The following is a 13,285-nucleotide window of genomic DNA, read 5'->3' as shown; positions in this document are numbered from 1 at the left end:
GGTGGTTCCTACTCCCGCTGGACGTCGCGGGGCAAACGGGTGGGTGGGTGGGATACATCCGCCGCGAAGCGGCGGGACAGGGCTGCCACCCACCGCCGCAAGGGACCGGAGAGCCGGAAGCCCCCGAGATCCCATCCGCCGCGGAGCGGCGGGACAGGGCGCCCGCGAGACCCCCCGGTCAGAAGAACGTGCGGACGTAGTCCGTGACCGTCCCGTCCCCCTCCACCACCGGGATCAGCTCCCACTTGTCGAACGCCGTGCACGGATGCGAAAGCCCCATCCCGAGCCAGTCGCCGACCGCGAGGTCCGCCTCCGGAGTCGTCCGGAGCCATCCGTGCTGGTCGGAGAGGCCGGTGACGGCGACCCCGGTCGCCGGGCGCTCCGTGCCGTCCCGGCGGACGACCTGCGCCTCGGGCAGGTCCAGGTCGTACGCCGCGTCCCGCTTGCCCGCGTTGGTGAACGCCTGCTCGGCGGAGGGCCGGGACACCACCTGGGCCCAGAGCCGGAAGGCGGGCTCCAGTGCGCCCTCCTCCGGCACCCGGTTGAACGGCGTCAGATGCTTGTAGTGGCCGTCGTCGTGCGAGACGTACGCACCGGAGCGCAGCAACTTGCACACGGGCCGCGACAGTTCGGGCAGCTCCGCGAAGACGGCGGCCACCGCGTCGAACCACGCGCTGCCGCCCGCGCTGAGCACGACCTCGGGCAGGTCCGCGAAGTGCCCGGACTTGTCGAAGTCGACGAGGAGCGAGATGAGGCGGCGCAGCCACGCCGTGACGGTCTCGCTCGACGCGTCCGGCACCTCGCCCTCGTACCCGGCGACGCCCACGAGCCGCAGCGTGTCCGCGCCCGCGACGGCGGTGGCGATCTCGAAGCACTCCGTCTCGGTGCGTACGCCGGTCCGCGCGCCGTCGCCCGCCGCCAGCTCCACCACGACGTCCACGGGGCGGCTCGCGCCCGCCTCGCTGAGCGCGGCGTGCATCAGCTCGACGCCGCGTACGGAGTCGACGTAACAGATGAAGCGGAAGGAGGGGTCCGCGTCGAGCTCGCCGACGAGCCACCGCAGCGCGGCCGCGTCGACGAGTTCATTGGCGAGGAAGATCTGCTGGACGCCGAACTCCCGTGCCACGCGCACCTGGTGGGGCACCGCGAGCGTGATGCCCCATGCCCCGCGCGCCAGTTGGCGGGCGAAGAGCTGCGGGGCCATCGACGTCTTGCCGTGCGGCGCGAAGGCGAGGCCGTGCCGCTCGGAGTACGTCTCCATGAGGGCGAGGTTGTGCTCAAGGCGCTCGGCCGAAAGGGCGAGTACGGGGGTGGTGAAGCCGCCCGTGAAGAGGTTGCGCCGCTGCGCCGCCAGCTCGCCCACCGTCAGCCCTTCGGCGTCCGGAGGAAGGCCCTTGAAGCGGTGATCGAGCCGCTCGTCCGCGAGACCGGCGAGCCGTTCGGCGGCTGAACCGGCGGCTGAATCGGCGGGACGTTCGACGGCGTTGTCGGCGGCCATGGGCGCCTCCTCCAGGAGTGCGTTGCATTATTTGCAACGGTCATTGCGTATGTCGCTTACTGCTGTCTAACATCCGAGCCAACGCCGGGTCAACGGATCCGGAGAGTCGGTTGAGGGGCTGGAAGATCGTGACCGCACAGGCAGCCGCAGGGGCGGCCGCACAGGCAGTGGTGGACGTCGTGGCACTCGGCGAGTCCATGGTCACGTTCCTGCCCGCCCGGCCCGGCCGCCTCGCCGACGTGCCCTCCTTCGACCGCGGGATCGGCGGCGCCGAGTCCAACGTCGCCTGCGCCCTGGCCGCCGCCGGACACACCGCCCGCTGGGTCAGCCGCGTCGGCGCCGACGGCTTCGGCGACCACCTCGTCGAGGCCGTCGGCCGCTACGGCGTCGACACCTCCGCCGTCGGCCGCGACCCGCACCGCCCCACCGGCATCTACTTCCGCACCGCCGACGACCGCGACACCGACGCCCACGAGGTCGTCTACTACCGCGCGGGCTCCGCCGCCTCCGCCATGTCGCCCAGCTCCGTCGACGAGGGCGCCCTCACCGCCGCCCGCATCCTCCACCTGTCGGGCATCACCCCCGCCCTCTCCGCCGACTGCCTGGCCCTCGTACGCCACCTCTGCACCCGGCGCCCGGACCGCGGCCCGCTCGTCTCCTTCGACATCAACCACCGGCCGCGGCTGTGGAAAGACGCGGGGGACGGCCCCGGTGTCCTCCTCGACCTCGCCCGCGGCGCCGATCTCGTCTTCGTCGGCGAGGACGAGGCCGCGGCCGCCTGGGGCGTGACCGGCGGGCCCGCCGCCGTCCGCGCCGCCCTGCCCGAGCCCGCCACCCTCGTGGTGAAGCAGGGCAGCCGCGGCGCCACCGTCTTCCGGCACGGCGAGGACCCCGTGTTCCGGGCCGCCCTGCACGTGGATGTCGTCGCGCCCGTCGGCGCCGGGGACGCCTTCGCCGCCGGTTTCCTCTCCGCCACCCTGCGCGACCTGCCCGCCGACCGGTGCCTGCGCCACGGCCACCTGATGGCCGCCGCCGCGCTCACCGTCCCCGGCGACCTCGCCACACCCCCTGCCCGCACTCATGCCGACCGCCTCGCCGACCTGGACGACGCCGCCTGGGAGACACTTCGTCTCGGCCCCGGCTGGACGGACCTCGTTCCGGCGGACACCGAGGCCGAGGAGGAGGTACGTACCCCATGAGCCAGACAGTCGACCGAGCGCTCTCGATCCTGCCGCTGCTCGCCGAGGGCCCCGCCGACCTGGGCCAGGTCGCCGACCGCCTCGACGTGCACAAGTCCACGGCCCTGCGGCTCCTGCGCACCCTCCACGAGCACGGCCTGGTCTTCCGCCAGTCCGACCAGCGCTACCGCCTCGGCGCGCGCCTCTTCGCCCTCGCCCAGCAGGCCGTCGAGAGCCTCGACGTGCGCGAGATCGCCCACCCCCACCTCCTCGCCCTCAACGAGAAGTGCGGCCACACGGTCCACCTCGCCGTCTACGAGGAGCAGGAAGTCCTCTACATCGACAAGGTCGAGAGCCGCTATCCGGTACGGATGTACTCCCGTATCGGCAAGCCGGTGGCGATCACGGTCGCCGCCGTCGCCAAGCTGCTGATCTCCGACTTCCCGGAGGCCGAGCGCCGCGCCATCGCGGAGAAGCTCGACTACCCCACCTACACGTCCCGTTCGACGCCCAACGCCGCCGCGTTCCTCAGGGAGCTTGCCGCCGTGCGCGAACAGGGCTGGGCCACCGACCTCGGTGGCCACGAGGAGTCCATCAACTGCATCGGGGCCCCCATCCGCGGTGCGGACGGGCGCGTCGTCGCCGCCATGTCGGTCTCCGCACCGAATGTCGTCGTGACCGCCGAGGAACTCCTCACCCTCCTCCCGCTGGTCCGCCGCACGGCGGACGCCATCAGCCGCGAGTACTCCGGCAACGCCCCTCTGAAGGAAGCAAGTTCATGACCGAGAAGACCGCCCTCACCCCGGCCACCCACACCACCCCGCCCGCGAAGTTCTCCCACGGCGTGAAGAAGGGCAACATCCTTCAGGTCGCAGGACAGGTCGGCTTCCTCCCCGCCGAGGAGGGCAAGGCCCCCACCCCCGCGGGCCCGACCCTGCGCGAGCAGACCCTCCAGACCTTCGCCAACGTCAAGGCGATCCTCGAAGAGGGCGGCGCGACCTGGGACGACGTGATGATGATGCGCGTCTACCTCACGGACGTGGACCACTTCGCGGAGATGAACGAGATCTACAACTCCTACTTCGAGGAGCAGGGCCTGAAGGCCCCCGCCTCCGCCCGCACCACGGTCTACGTCGGTCTCCCGGCGGGCCTCCTCATCGAGATCGACGCGCTCGCCGTCCTCGGCTGACGCACATCCCTCTCCACCAGCAAGCCGTTCGTCGTCACGGCGCGGCGCCCATCCCCGGGGCGCCGCGCCGCGATCCCCCCTGCCCCGAAAGCCCCATGCACTTACGAGGTCAACGATGTCCCCGTCGCCCTTCGCCGCGCTCGCGGCCGCCCCCGCCGCCGAGGCACCACCGCACACCGGCGGACTGCTCGCCCTGATCGACGGCACGCCAGGCCTGCTGACCGTCGCCGCGCTCGGCATCCTGCTTCTGCTCTTCCTGATCATCAAGGTCAGGCTGCAGCCCTTCGTGGCGCTCCTCGCGGTCTCCATAGTCGTCGGCCTCTCCGCGGGCCTCTCCGTCACGGAACTCTTCGGCACCGTCCAGAAGTCCGAAGCCGTCTCGGTCATCGAGTCCGGCATGGGCGGCATCCTCGGCCATGTGGCGATCATCATCGGCCTCGGCACGATGCTCGGCGCGATCCTCGAAGTCTCCGGCGGCGCCGAGGTCCTCGCCTCCCGCCTCCTCGGCCTCTTCGGCGAGAAGCGCGCCCCCCTGGCCATGGGCCTGACGGGCCTGATCTTCGGTGTCCCCGTCTTCTTCGACGTCGGCATCTTCGTCCTCGCACCGATCGTGTACGCCGCCGCCAAGCGCAGCGGCAAGTCGATCCTCCTCTACTGCCTCCCCCTGCTCGCGGGTCTCTCCATGACCCACGCGTTCCTGCCCCCGCACCCGGGCCCGGTGGCCGCCGCGGGCCTCCTGAAGGTCGACCTCGGCTGGGTCATCCTCATGGGCATCGTCTGCGGCATCCCGGCCGTTCTCGCCGCCTGGGCCTTCTCAGCCTGGGTCGGCAAGCGCATCTTCGTGCCGGTGCCGCAGGACATGGTCGAGGCCGCCGACGAGGCGAAGGCCGCAGTCGTCGCCGAGCAGCGTGCGGCGGGCGTGGCCCCGCGGGAGGAGCCGGTGTCGCTGGGCATCGTCTTCACGATCATCGGCACGCCGCTGGTCCTGATCCTCCTCGCCACGTTCTCCTCGATCGCCTTCGACCCCTCCACCTTCCGCTCGGTCATAGAGTTCTTCGGCAGCCCCTTCGTAGCCCTGACGATCGCACTCCTCATGGCGTACTACCTGCTCGGCATCCGGCGCGGCTGGTCCCGCAAGTCCCTTGAAACCGTCTCCACCGCCTCCCTCAAGCCGGTCGGCAACATCCTCCTGGTCGTCGGCGCGGGCGGGATCTTCGGTGCGGTCCTCAAGGCGAGCGGTGTGGCGGGCGCGATCTCGGACACCTTCCAGGACGTCGGCCTGCCGATCATCGTCCTCGCGTACCTGCTTTCCCTGATCCTGCGGGTCGCCCAGGGCTCGGCGACGGTCGCGATCGTCACCACGGCGGGCATCGTCGCCCCCCTGCTCTCCGAGGGCGACTACTCCCAGGCCTTCACCGCCCTGGTCATCATGGCCATCTCGGCGGGCTCCATCTTCGCCTCGCACGTCAACGACGGTGGCTTCTGGATGGTCGCGAAGTACTTCGGCATCAGTGAGCGGGACACGTTGAAGACGTGGACGGTACTGGAGTCGGTGCTGTCCGTCGCCGGGTTTGCGGTGGCGGGCGCGGTCAGCCTGTTCGTGTAGCGCGGCCCGCTTCTCGTACGTACGCGGACGGGGGCACTCGGCAATGCTGCCGGGCGCCCCCGTCCACTGCGTAGCCCTAGAGAAGGTGGTCGGCCTTGCCTGCCTTGATGTCGCGGATGAGAGTGCGGAGGGCTTCGCGGGTGTCGGTGAGGTAGTGGTCCTCTTGGCCGGAGATGGCGATGTAGGCGTTGCCGGTGGGGTCGGTGCCGAGGCGGAAACAGTTGTTTCCTTCGCCGCAGAAGGGGTCCTCCCAGTTGATCTCGGGCATGGTGTCGCTCCTTGGCGCTAGAGGAGGTGGTCGGCTTTGCCTGCTTTGATGTCGCGGATGAGGGAGCGCAGGGCTTCGTGGGTGTCGGTGAGGTAGTGGTCCTCCTGACCGGCGACGGCGATGTAGGCCCTGCCGGTGGGGTCGGTGCCTATGCGGAAGCAACTGGCACCCTCGCCGCAGAAAGGGTCTTCCCACGTGATCTCGGTCATGGGGTGGCTCCTCAGAGTTTGTCGATGATGTCGTGGATGAAATCGCGTGACGCCTCGGGCGACAGGGCGATGCGCTCCATCCAGTCCAGATGGGCTCGGTACTTGGACAACTGAGCCTCGCCACCCAGGAATTCCGGTCCGTGAGAGCTGTCGACCTGGACGGTGTCGAGCTGCGGTACGGGTCCTTCGAGGTAGTTGACCGTCTGCCCGGCACCTGGGAACGTGCCCGCCGCAAACGGAATCACCAGGAGCTGGAGGTTCGGGCGTTCGGATGCGGTGAGCAGGTGGTTGAGCTGAGTGCGGGCCACTGTGCGTCCTCCGAACTGCATGCGCAGGGCCGCCTCGTGGACGATTCCGACATACTCCGGCGGGTCCTCGCCCAACAGGACCTTCTGTCGTTCCACTCGGTAAGCCAGTCGGAGGGCGGACTCGTGCTCGGGCAGCGACGGAAGCACCGCGCGGAACAGCTCCAGCGCGTGGTCGCTGGTCTGGAGCAGCCCGGGGATGTGCGCGGTGTGCGCGGTGCGCATGCGTACGGCGTACGACTCCAGCTCGGCGATGTCCAGGAGTCTCGGAGAAAGAGAGCCCCGGTAACGCTCCCACCAGCCACACCCGTTTGGTCCAGCCATGGCAACGAGCGCGTCGACGTACGCCGCGTCGGAGCAGTCGCAGTTGCACGCCAGCGTGCGAAGGCGCTCCGCACTGATGGTGCGGATCCCCGTCTCGATGTTCGAGATCTTCGCGCGGTCCAGACCGAGCAGTCCCGCAGCGTGCTCAGTCGACATCCCGGCGGCCACCCGCATCTTGCGCAGCTCGCTGCCCAGTCGCTTCTGGCGCTCGCTAGGCGTCGTCCTTGGTGGCATGGCGTTCCCCTTCGTGATGTTCGTCAGCAGTCTGCCGCCCATGGGCTCAATCTGACCACGGTCGGGTTCAATTTCTGCTGCAAGGTGGCACAGTAACCAAAACCTGCCCTACGTTGGGTAACGCACAAGCTACACACGGCAGTTGGCAGTGCATCGCGCGAGCCTGCCCGCAACCTCCCTCCCTGGGAGGGGCGCGGCCCGCGTCAGGGAGACGAGCCACCGACGGCCGAGGTCAGAACAACACCCGCTCGTTCTCAAGGAGTTCCGCATGTCCACACCCGTAGGGCACACCACCGTGACGACCTGCCCCGCCCGGAGTGACCACTCCGCCCCCACCCCCGACACCCTCGCGTACAGCCTCACCCTGCCCGCGGCCCTCACGTCCCCGGCGATTGCCCGCGCAGCGACCCGCACCGTGCTCACCGCGCACGGGCTTGCGGCGTTGGTCGACCCGGCGACTCAGCTCGTGGGCGAACTGGCCGCGACGGCCTGCCAGTTCAGTGCCGCGGCAGAGATCTACCTCTCCCTCCGCTTCCGTGAAGGAACCCTCCGCGTCATCGTCTACGACAGTCATCGCAGCCACACGCACCCGCGACTCGCCGCCGCCTGCGAAGCCCGTCGTCGCGCGGCACTACGGCTGCTCGCCTGCGTGGCACGGGCGTGCGAGGGCGACTGGGGTTTCGGCGAGGCGCGGGAACCGGGCGGGGGTACGCGGATGTGGGCGACGGTGCCGTACGGCGGGGGAGCGACGTACGGGGTGGCGTCGCCACGGGTGCCCCGAGGCTAGGGCCCTAGTCGGACTTCCGGGAGCAGGTCCGGTCGGCGGCGGGCAGCTTCCCCGTGGCCAGGTAGCGGTTGACCTGGTTGTCGACGCAGGCGTTCTCGTAAAGGCCGTAGACCGCGTGCCGGTTGGCACCCTTGACGGTGATCAGCTTGGAGCTCGGCAGCAGGCCGTGCAGGGCGACGGCCCCCTTGTGCGGGGTGCGCGGGTCGCCGGTGGCGGACACGATCAGGGCCTTGGCGTCGTGCTCGACCTGGGTGGGCCGCTCCTGGGGCCGGTCCCAGAAGGCGCACGGGCCGATGTTGTTGTTCACCGCGGCGAAGCGCGGGTACGCGGCGCGGCTGCGCTGGATGTCCCGCCAGTAGACCTCCGGGTCGCGCGGGGCCGCCTTGTCCCCGCAGATGACGGCGGTCTGCGCGCTGCCCATGTTCGAGTGGTCGCCGGTCGTCGCGAGCCGCAGGAGTCCGGTGAACTGCGGTGAGAGCGTGGTCGGCTGCCCGGCCGCGGCCTTGTTCAGTACGGAGAGCTGCTCGCCGAGGGATGCCCGGGACGTGTCGGTGTCGCTGTCGAGTCCGGCGAGGAGGACGAACGGGACCTGGGTGTCGTCGAGCCGGAAGGTGTCAGGGGCGGTGCCGACGGTCAGCGGGCCGCGCGAGGACGTCTTGATGATGCGGTCGATGGTGGCGAGGACCTGGGCACGGGTGCGTCCGAGGCCGTAGGTGTCGTTCCGGGCGGCAGCCCAGGTGGCCCAGGCGGCGAGCGCCCGCTCGTTCTCGCCGACGGCCTCCCTCAGCAGCCGGGGGCCGAACTTGCGCGGGTCGATGGCGCCGTCCAGGATCATGCGGTCGGTGCGTCCCGGGAACATCTGGGTGTAGACCGTGCCGAGGTAAGTGCCGTACGAATAGCCGAAGTAGGAGATCTTCCGCTCACCGAGCGCGCCGCGGATGACGTCCATGTCGCGGGCCGTGTTGCGGGTGCTCACGTGCGGCAGTACGTCGGCGTTGGTGGCCCGGCACTTGGCGGCCAGGTCCTTGTGGAGTTCGACCTGGCGATCGAAGCTCGCCCGGCCCAGACCCGCCGAGAAGAGCGTCGTGCCGACGTTCCAGCCGCAGTCCAGCGGGGTGCTGCGGCCGACGAAGCGCGGGTCGAAGCCGACGATGTCGTACCGCGGGCCCGTCTTCTTCATCCACGCGTGGAACTCCGGCGGGGACTGGACGGCGCCGTTGCCGGGGCCGCCGTTGTTGAGCAGCATCGAGCCGATGCGGTGGCGGGTGTCGGTGGCCTTGAGTCGGGATATCGCGACGGTGATCGTACGGCCCCGGGGCTTGGAGTAGTCGAGTGGCACGGTGACGTCCGCGCACCGCACGCCCGCCTTGTCCAAGTCGCGGCCCATGGTGTCGTCCGGGCCCTTGGCGCAGCTGCCCCAGCCCAGCCGCTGGTCGTAGTAACGGTCAAGGCCGGACGCGGGCTTCGGCGCGGCGGCGGTCGCGGGCGCGGCGGTCGCGGCCGTCACGGCGGGTGCCGCGCCGAGGCAGGCGGCGAGGACGAGGCCGACGTTCCGTATATGTCTCATACCGTCAGACGCTAAGCGGAACAGCAGCCCCCACTCACTACGGCTGTCCCCCCGGTTTCGCTGGGGGCTGCCCCCGACCGGCGAAGGCGCGCTGCGGCCCCGGACCCCTGCGTGGGTCCGGGGCCGTCTCGGCCGTGCGCGTCAACTCGTGCAGTACTGCTGCTCCTTGCCGATCGAGCGATACATGCAGTCCGAGTTCTCCAAGAGCTGCAGGACCGCGTCACGGTTGCGTGAGGTTTCCCGCTCGATCACCTCGTCGGGCGGGTAGAAGCCGCCGGCACCGGCGGACGTCGGGTACATCTCGAAGGTGTAGCTGAATATCTTCTGGGCGCCCCACAGCCAGTCGTCGATCGACCCGTCCGTGATGTAGAGGTCACTGGCCTGCTCGGGCGTGTAGCCGTTGCTCGCGGCCATCTTCCGGCCCACCGCGGCGTGCGCGTCGCGGTCGTCCTGGGTGAGGCCGGGCGCCGTGTCGTTGTACGTGTAGCCGTAGGGCCACAGGACCAGTTCGCTGTACGTGTGGAAGTCGATGCCCGCCCTGATCTGCTGCTTGCCACCGACCACGCGGCTGCGGACGAAGTCCGCGACGACCTTGACCTCGGGGGCCGACTCGCCGCGCGTACCGCGGTAGGTCTCCGAACCCGTTGACCCGGAAGAGCCGCCGCAGCAGCCCCACTTGAAGTTCCAGTTGCGGTTCAGGTCGGTGCCGACGTTCGACGAACCGCTGTTGGGCTGCCGGTTCTTGCGCCAGCTGCGGTAGCGGCCCGTCGCGATGTCGTACTCGCCGCCGTCCGGATTCAGGTCCGGCACGATCCAGATCTCGCGCTCGTCGACCATCTTCTTGATCCGCGCGTCCGTGCCGTAGTCGTCGCCGAGTTCGCGCAGCAGATACAGCGCCATCTCCACCGTCAGGTGCTCGCGCGCGTGCTGGTGGTGGGTGAAGAGGACCTCCGGCTCGGCCTCGTCGGTGCTCACGTTGTCGCTGACCTTGATGGCGACGATGTCGCGGCCCGAATAGGACTTGCCGATGACGCGTTTGCTCATCAGGTTCGGGTGGGCCGCGATGCGCTGGTCGATCTCCGCGTTCATCTCGGCGTAGTTGTGGTAGTTCGCGTCGGCGGGCGGGAAGTCCTTGACCTCCACCGCCTGTCCGTCCGTGCGCTTCGGGGGCCCGGCAAGCGGCTTGAGCTCGTAACCCGACTCCCGCAGCGCCGCCGCCTGCCGGGCGTCGGCCGAGACGACCACCGCGCGGGCGTCGACCTCGTCGATCGCGACGCCGGTGCGTGCGAGGGCGGTGCGTGCCGCGCGGTCGTCGCGCAGCGGGATCTCGTACTGGCGCGTCTCCTCGTCGGCCGCCGTCGCCCCGCTGGGCGCGGTCCGGCCGGACGGTGTGGACGTGGGTGAGGCGTTGGCGGTGAGGGGCGCCGCGAGGGCGAGGGTGAGAAGTGTCGCGAGAGCGGCGGATCTCCTGCCGCGTATGCGGAGTCGCATGAAGGCTCCTGAAGGGTGGGGGTTGTTCAGTGCGACAGTGCGGTGGGCGGCGGCGCGCTGCGTGTGCGCCGCGTGCGGTGCGGGTTGCGCGGGCCCATCGTCGAGCGGTGGCATGCCCCCGTCAACGCTCTCTTCGGCCAACCCCCTTGTGCCGGACGCGGCGATGCGCTTTCTTGATCGGCATGGCTGAAACGACAGGCAGTGGCACCGCCGCCGGTGAAACGGAGCCGCGGCTCCGCAAGGCGAGCTGGAAGTACGTCGGCCCCGGCATCGTCGTCGCGGCCACCGGAGTCGGCGCGGGCGACCTCGTCGCGACCCTCATCGCGGGCAGCAAGTTCGGCTACACCCTGCTGTGGGCCGCGATCATCGGCTGTCTGGTGAAGATCTCCCTCGCCGAGGCGACGGGACGATGGCATCTCGCCACCGGGCGCACCCTCTTCGAGGGCTGGCGCAGCCTCGGCCAGTGGACCACCTACTACTTCGCGGTCTACGTGGTCATCTGGGGCTTCGTCTACGGCGCCACGGCCATGTCGTCCAGCGCCCTGCCGCTGGTCGCGCTCTTCCCGGACGGCCCGAGCCTGAAGACCTGGGCGGTCATCTGCGGACTGCTCGGGCTCGCCTTCGTCTGGTTCAACCGGTACGCCGTCTTCGAGAAGGCCATGACGGTCGTCATCGGCATGAAGTTCCTGATCGTCGTGTACGTCGCCATCCGCGTCGCCCCCGACCTCGGCAACGCCTTCGCGGGCCTCGCGCCGGTCCTCCCCGACGGCTCGCTGCTCTACACGCTCGGTCTGGTCGGCGGCGTCGGTGGCACCATCACCATGGCCGCGTACGGGTACTGGGTGAACTCCAAGGGCTGGACCGACATCACCTGGCTCAAGGTGATGCGTCTCGACAACCGCGTCGCGTACATCACGACCGGCGTCTTCGTCGTCGCGATGATGATCATCGGCGCCGAGCTCCTGCACAGCACGGACATCGCCCTCAACTCCGGCGACCGCGGCCTCGTCGACCTCGGCAAGGTCCTGGAGGACAAGTTCGGCGCGGTCACCGCGAACCTCTTCCTGTTCGGGTTCTTCGCCACGTCCTTCGGCGCGCTGATGGGCGTGTGGCACGGCGTGAGCCTGATGTTCGCGGACTTCGTGGAGCGGCTGCGGCGCGAGCGCGGCGCCGCGGGCGGCACGGGAGACATGGTCGAGGAGGTCGCCGCGGGCAAGCGCGAGAAGTCGCTGCCGTTCCGCGCGTACCTGCTCTGGCTGACCTTCCCGCCGATGGGACTGCTCTTCCTGGACCAGCCATTCGGCCTGGTCATCGCGTACGGCGTGCTGGGTGCGTTCTTCATGCCCTTCCTCGCCCTCACGCTGCTCTGGCTGCTCAACACCTCGCGCACGCCGGGGCAGTGGCGCAACGGCTGGCTCAGCAACGTCATGCTGGCCGCGGCGGGGCTGCTGTTCCTGGTCCTGTGCGTCAAGCAGATCATGGATCTGGACTGGAACAGCTTCTTCTGAACCGCGGTTCCGGCTGGGGCGATTTCCGGCCCGTTCCGTCGCGCGCGCTGTCTCGTCCGAGCGGCCTCAGTAGTGTCATGGACCACTCAAGCCCGGCTGCCGTTCAGCCGGGCGAACGGGGGAGATCATGAACACGAAAGGCACCAGAAGGACCACCACCCGCGCGGCGCGTACGTTCGTCTCGCTCGCGGCGCTGCTCGGCGGCGCCCTGCTGTGGGCCGGACCGACCGCCTCCGCGGACCCGGCCGGTCCCGGCTCCGCTCCGGCCCCCGCTGCCGCGGCCTCGTACACCATCGGGCAGTTCAACATGGCGGGCGGCAACACCCAGCACGGCGACGACGGCGACGAGGCGCCGGACGCCCTCGTCCGCAGCGTCCAGGACCGCAAGCCCGCCTTCATGACCCTGAACGAGGCCTGCGCGGACTGGTCGAACCGGCTGCGGACGCAGCTGGGCAGCGAGTACACGGTGCTGTTCGACCCGGTGACGAAAAGCGCCGACGGGCCGAACACCAAGTGCTACCACCCGGTGGGTGTGCCGGAGGAGCAGCGCACCGACTTCGGGAACGGCCTCCTCGTCCGCAACGACCTGGGCTTCGACCCCGCGACGGTCAAGGGCCACCTCCTCGGCACCTCGGGGGGCCGGGAGCAGCGCGAGATGCTCTGCATGACCTCTCCCAGCAGGATGCTGGCCCTGTGCAGCGTGCACCTCACGCACGACAGCAAGTCCGAGCGCCGCAAGGAGTCCGCCGAGGCCAGAAGGCTTCTGGACACCGACTACGCCGGGTACACGAAGTTCGTGGGCGGTGACCTCAACGCCGAGCCGCTGCATCAGGCGCCGGACAACTTCTACCACTCCGACTACGGGCGGGGCGCGCTCGGCCAGTTCAAGGAGGCCGACAGCCACTGCGGCAACAACCCGCACTGGGGCGACGTGATCGGTGGCTCGCCGTTCCCGGTGTTCCTGTGGTGCCGGGACGGCGAGGCGACGATGGCGGGCGAGAACAAGAAGATCGACTATCTCTTCGTGCCGGTGTCGACGCACGTCGACTGGGCCGACGCCACGGACGCGATCCACTCCGACCACAAGCTGCTGTGGGCGGGGGTCACCTTCTGACCCGTCC

The 13,285-nt window shown here is 69.9% G+C and carries 13 protein-coding genes; 7 read left to right on the top strand and 6 right to left on the bottom strand.

Translation table 11 applies throughout. The features are described 5' to 3' along the window. Positions 1 to 178 precede the first annotated feature (178 nt). Positions 179 to 1,498 carry an amino acid deaminase gene (locus tag ABZ953_RS03160; protein WP_361715843.1) on the bottom strand — a complete coding sequence of 440 codons (1,320 nt, stop codon included), beginning with the start codon at positions 1,496 to 1,498 and terminating at the stop codon, positions 179 to 181. Positions 1,499 to 1,626: 128 nt separating this feature from the next. Here ABZ953_RS03160 and ABZ953_RS03155 point away from each other — a divergent pair, with 128 nt between their 5' ends. From ABZ953_RS03155 to ABZ953_RS03140, 4 genes are all read left to right on the top strand, one after another. Further along, a complete protein-coding gene (locus ABZ953_RS03155) occupies positions 1,627 to 2,697 on the top strand; it encodes a sugar kinase (RefSeq protein WP_361715840.1) in 1,071 nt (356 codons plus the stop codon). After that, positions 2,694 to 3,458 (top strand): IclR family transcriptional regulator, encoded by a 765-nt coding sequence (locus ABZ953_RS03150; protein ID WP_361715837.1) that lies wholly within the window; start codon positions 2,694 to 2,696, stop codon positions 3,456 to 3,458. Before ABZ953_RS03155 ends, ABZ953_RS03150 begins: the two co-directional genes overlap by 4 nt. Then, positions 3,455 to 3,865, top strand: a complete 411-nt coding sequence (locus ABZ953_RS03145) for a RidA family protein (RefSeq protein ID WP_361715834.1) — start codon at positions 3,455 to 3,457, stop codon at positions 3,863 to 3,865. Before ABZ953_RS03150 ends, ABZ953_RS03145 begins: the two co-directional genes overlap by 4 nt. 115 nt (positions 3,866 to 3,980) lie before the next feature. Beyond that, positions 3,981 to 5,471, top strand: a complete 1,491-nt coding sequence (locus ABZ953_RS03140; protein WP_361715831.1) for a gluconate:H+ symporter — start codon at positions 3,981 to 3,983, stop codon at positions 5,469 to 5,471. A 76-nt stretch (positions 5,472 to 5,547) separates the two neighbouring features. Here the strand turns inward: ABZ953_RS03140 and ABZ953_RS03135 are convergent, their stop codons facing one another. Genes ABZ953_RS03135 through ABZ953_RS03125 form a run of 3 tightly spaced genes read right to left on the bottom strand, consistent with a single transcriptional unit; the run spans position 5,548 to position 6,811 of the window. Next, positions 5,548 to 5,739 (bottom strand): hypothetical protein, encoded by a 192-nt coding sequence (locus tag ABZ953_RS03135; protein WP_361715828.1) that lies wholly within the window; start codon positions 5,737 to 5,739, stop codon positions 5,548 to 5,550. 17 nt (positions 5,740 to 5,756) lie between these two features. Next, on the bottom strand, positions 5,757 to 5,948 hold the full coding sequence (locus tag ABZ953_RS03130) for a hypothetical protein (protein WP_361715825.1): 192 nt from the start codon (positions 5,946 to 5,948) through the stop codon (positions 5,757 to 5,759). An 11-nt stretch (positions 5,949 to 5,959) separates the two neighbouring features. Beyond that, positions 5,960 to 6,811, bottom strand: coding sequence for a helix-turn-helix transcriptional regulator (locus tag ABZ953_RS03125; protein ID WP_361717012.1), 852 nt, complete (start codon positions 6,809 to 6,811; stop codon positions 5,960 to 5,962). A gap of 268 nt (positions 6,812 to 7,079) precedes the next feature. Between ABZ953_RS03125 and ABZ953_RS03120 the strand changes: the two genes are divergently transcribed. Further along, complete coding sequence (locus tag ABZ953_RS03120; RefSeq protein WP_361715823.1) at positions 7,080 to 7,598, top strand: ATP-binding protein; 519 nt, start codon at positions 7,080 to 7,082, stop codon at positions 7,596 to 7,598. Between the two features lie 4 nt (positions 7,599 to 7,602). On the opposite strand, the gene ABZ953_RS03115 is transcribed toward ABZ953_RS03120, so the two are convergent. Both ABZ953_RS03115 and ABZ953_RS03110 read right to left on the bottom strand, forming a co-directional pair. Next, positions 7,603 to 9,165: an alpha/beta hydrolase gene (locus ABZ953_RS03115; protein WP_361715820.1), complete on the bottom strand. Its 1,563-nt coding sequence runs from the start codon at positions 9,163 to 9,165 to the stop codon at positions 7,603 to 7,605. 141 nt (positions 9,166 to 9,306) lie between these two features. Then, the gene (locus tag ABZ953_RS03110) at positions 9,307 to 10,656 is read right to left on the bottom strand and encodes a M14 family metallopeptidase (protein ID WP_361715817.1); all 1,350 of its coding nucleotides are present in this window, start codon (positions 10,654 to 10,656) and stop codon (positions 9,307 to 9,309) included. A 182-nt stretch (positions 10,657 to 10,838) separates the two neighbouring features. On the opposite strand from ABZ953_RS03110, the gene ABZ953_RS03105 reads away from it, so the two are divergent. Both ABZ953_RS03105 and ABZ953_RS03100 read left to right on the top strand, forming a co-directional pair. Then, on the top strand, positions 10,839 to 12,164 hold the full coding sequence (locus ABZ953_RS03105; RefSeq protein WP_361715814.1) for an Nramp family divalent metal transporter: 1,326 nt from the start codon (positions 10,839 to 10,841) through the stop codon (positions 12,162 to 12,164). A gap of 127 nt (positions 12,165 to 12,291) precedes the next feature. Further along, on the top strand, positions 12,292 to 13,278 hold the full coding sequence (locus ABZ953_RS03100) for an endonuclease/exonuclease/phosphatase family protein (protein ID WP_361715811.1): 987 nt from the start codon (positions 12,292 to 12,294) through the stop codon (positions 13,276 to 13,278). Positions 13,279 to 13,285 lie beyond the last annotated feature (7 nt).

The sequence above is a fragment of the Streptomyces sp. NPDC046465 genome, assembly GCF_040646035.1.
Taxonomy (GTDB): Bacteria; Actinomycetota; Actinomycetes; order Streptomycetales; family Streptomycetaceae; genus Streptomyces.
Note: the sequence above shows the minus strand (reverse complement) of the source record. Positions and strands in the feature narration are given on the sequence as shown.

Excerpts from the sequence above, each read along its gene's own strand:
- ABZ953_RS03160 (WP_361715843.1), bottom strand. The coding sequence starts at position 1,498 with ATGGCCGCCGACAACGCCGTCGAACGTCCCGCCGATTCAGCCGCCGGT.
- ABZ953_RS03150 (WP_361715837.1), top strand. The coding sequence starts at position 2,694 with ATGAGCCAGACAGTCGACCGAGCGCTCTCGATCCTGCCGCTGCTCGCC.
- ABZ953_RS03145 (WP_361715834.1), top strand. The coding sequence starts at position 3,455 with ATGACCGAGAAGACCGCCCTCACCCCGGCCACCCACACCACCCCGCCC.
- ABZ953_RS03140 (WP_361715831.1), top strand. The coding sequence starts at position 3,981 with ATGTCCCCGTCGCCCTTCGCCGCGCTCGCGGCCGCCCCCGCCGCCGAG.
- ABZ953_RS03135 (WP_361715828.1), bottom strand. The coding sequence starts at position 5,739 with ATGCCCGAGATCAACTGGGAGGACCCCTTCTGCGGCGAAGGAAACAAC.
- ABZ953_RS03130 (WP_361715825.1), bottom strand. The coding sequence starts at position 5,948 with ATGACCGAGATCACGTGGGAAGACCCTTTCTGCGGCGAGGGTGCCAGT.
- ABZ953_RS03125 (WP_361717012.1), bottom strand. The coding sequence starts at position 6,811 with ATGCCACCAAGGACGACGCCTAGCGAGCGCCAGAAGCGACTGGGCAGC.
- ABZ953_RS03120 (WP_361715823.1), top strand. The coding sequence starts at position 7,080 with ATGTCCACACCCGTAGGGCACACCACCGTGACGACCTGCCCCGCCCGG.
- ABZ953_RS03115 (WP_361715820.1), bottom strand. The coding sequence starts at position 9,165 with ATGAGACATATACGGAACGTCGGCCTCGTCCTCGCCGCCTGCCTCGGC.
- ABZ953_RS03110 (WP_361715817.1), bottom strand. The coding sequence starts at position 10,656 with ATGCGACTCCGCATACGCGGCAGGAGATCCGCCGCTCTCGCGACACTT.
- ABZ953_RS03105 (WP_361715814.1), top strand. The coding sequence starts at position 10,839 with ATGGCTGAAACGACAGGCAGTGGCACCGCCGCCGGTGAAACGGAGCCG.
- ABZ953_RS03100 (WP_361715811.1), top strand. The coding sequence starts at position 12,292 with ATGAACACGAAAGGCACCAGAAGGACCACCACCCGCGCGGCGCGTACG.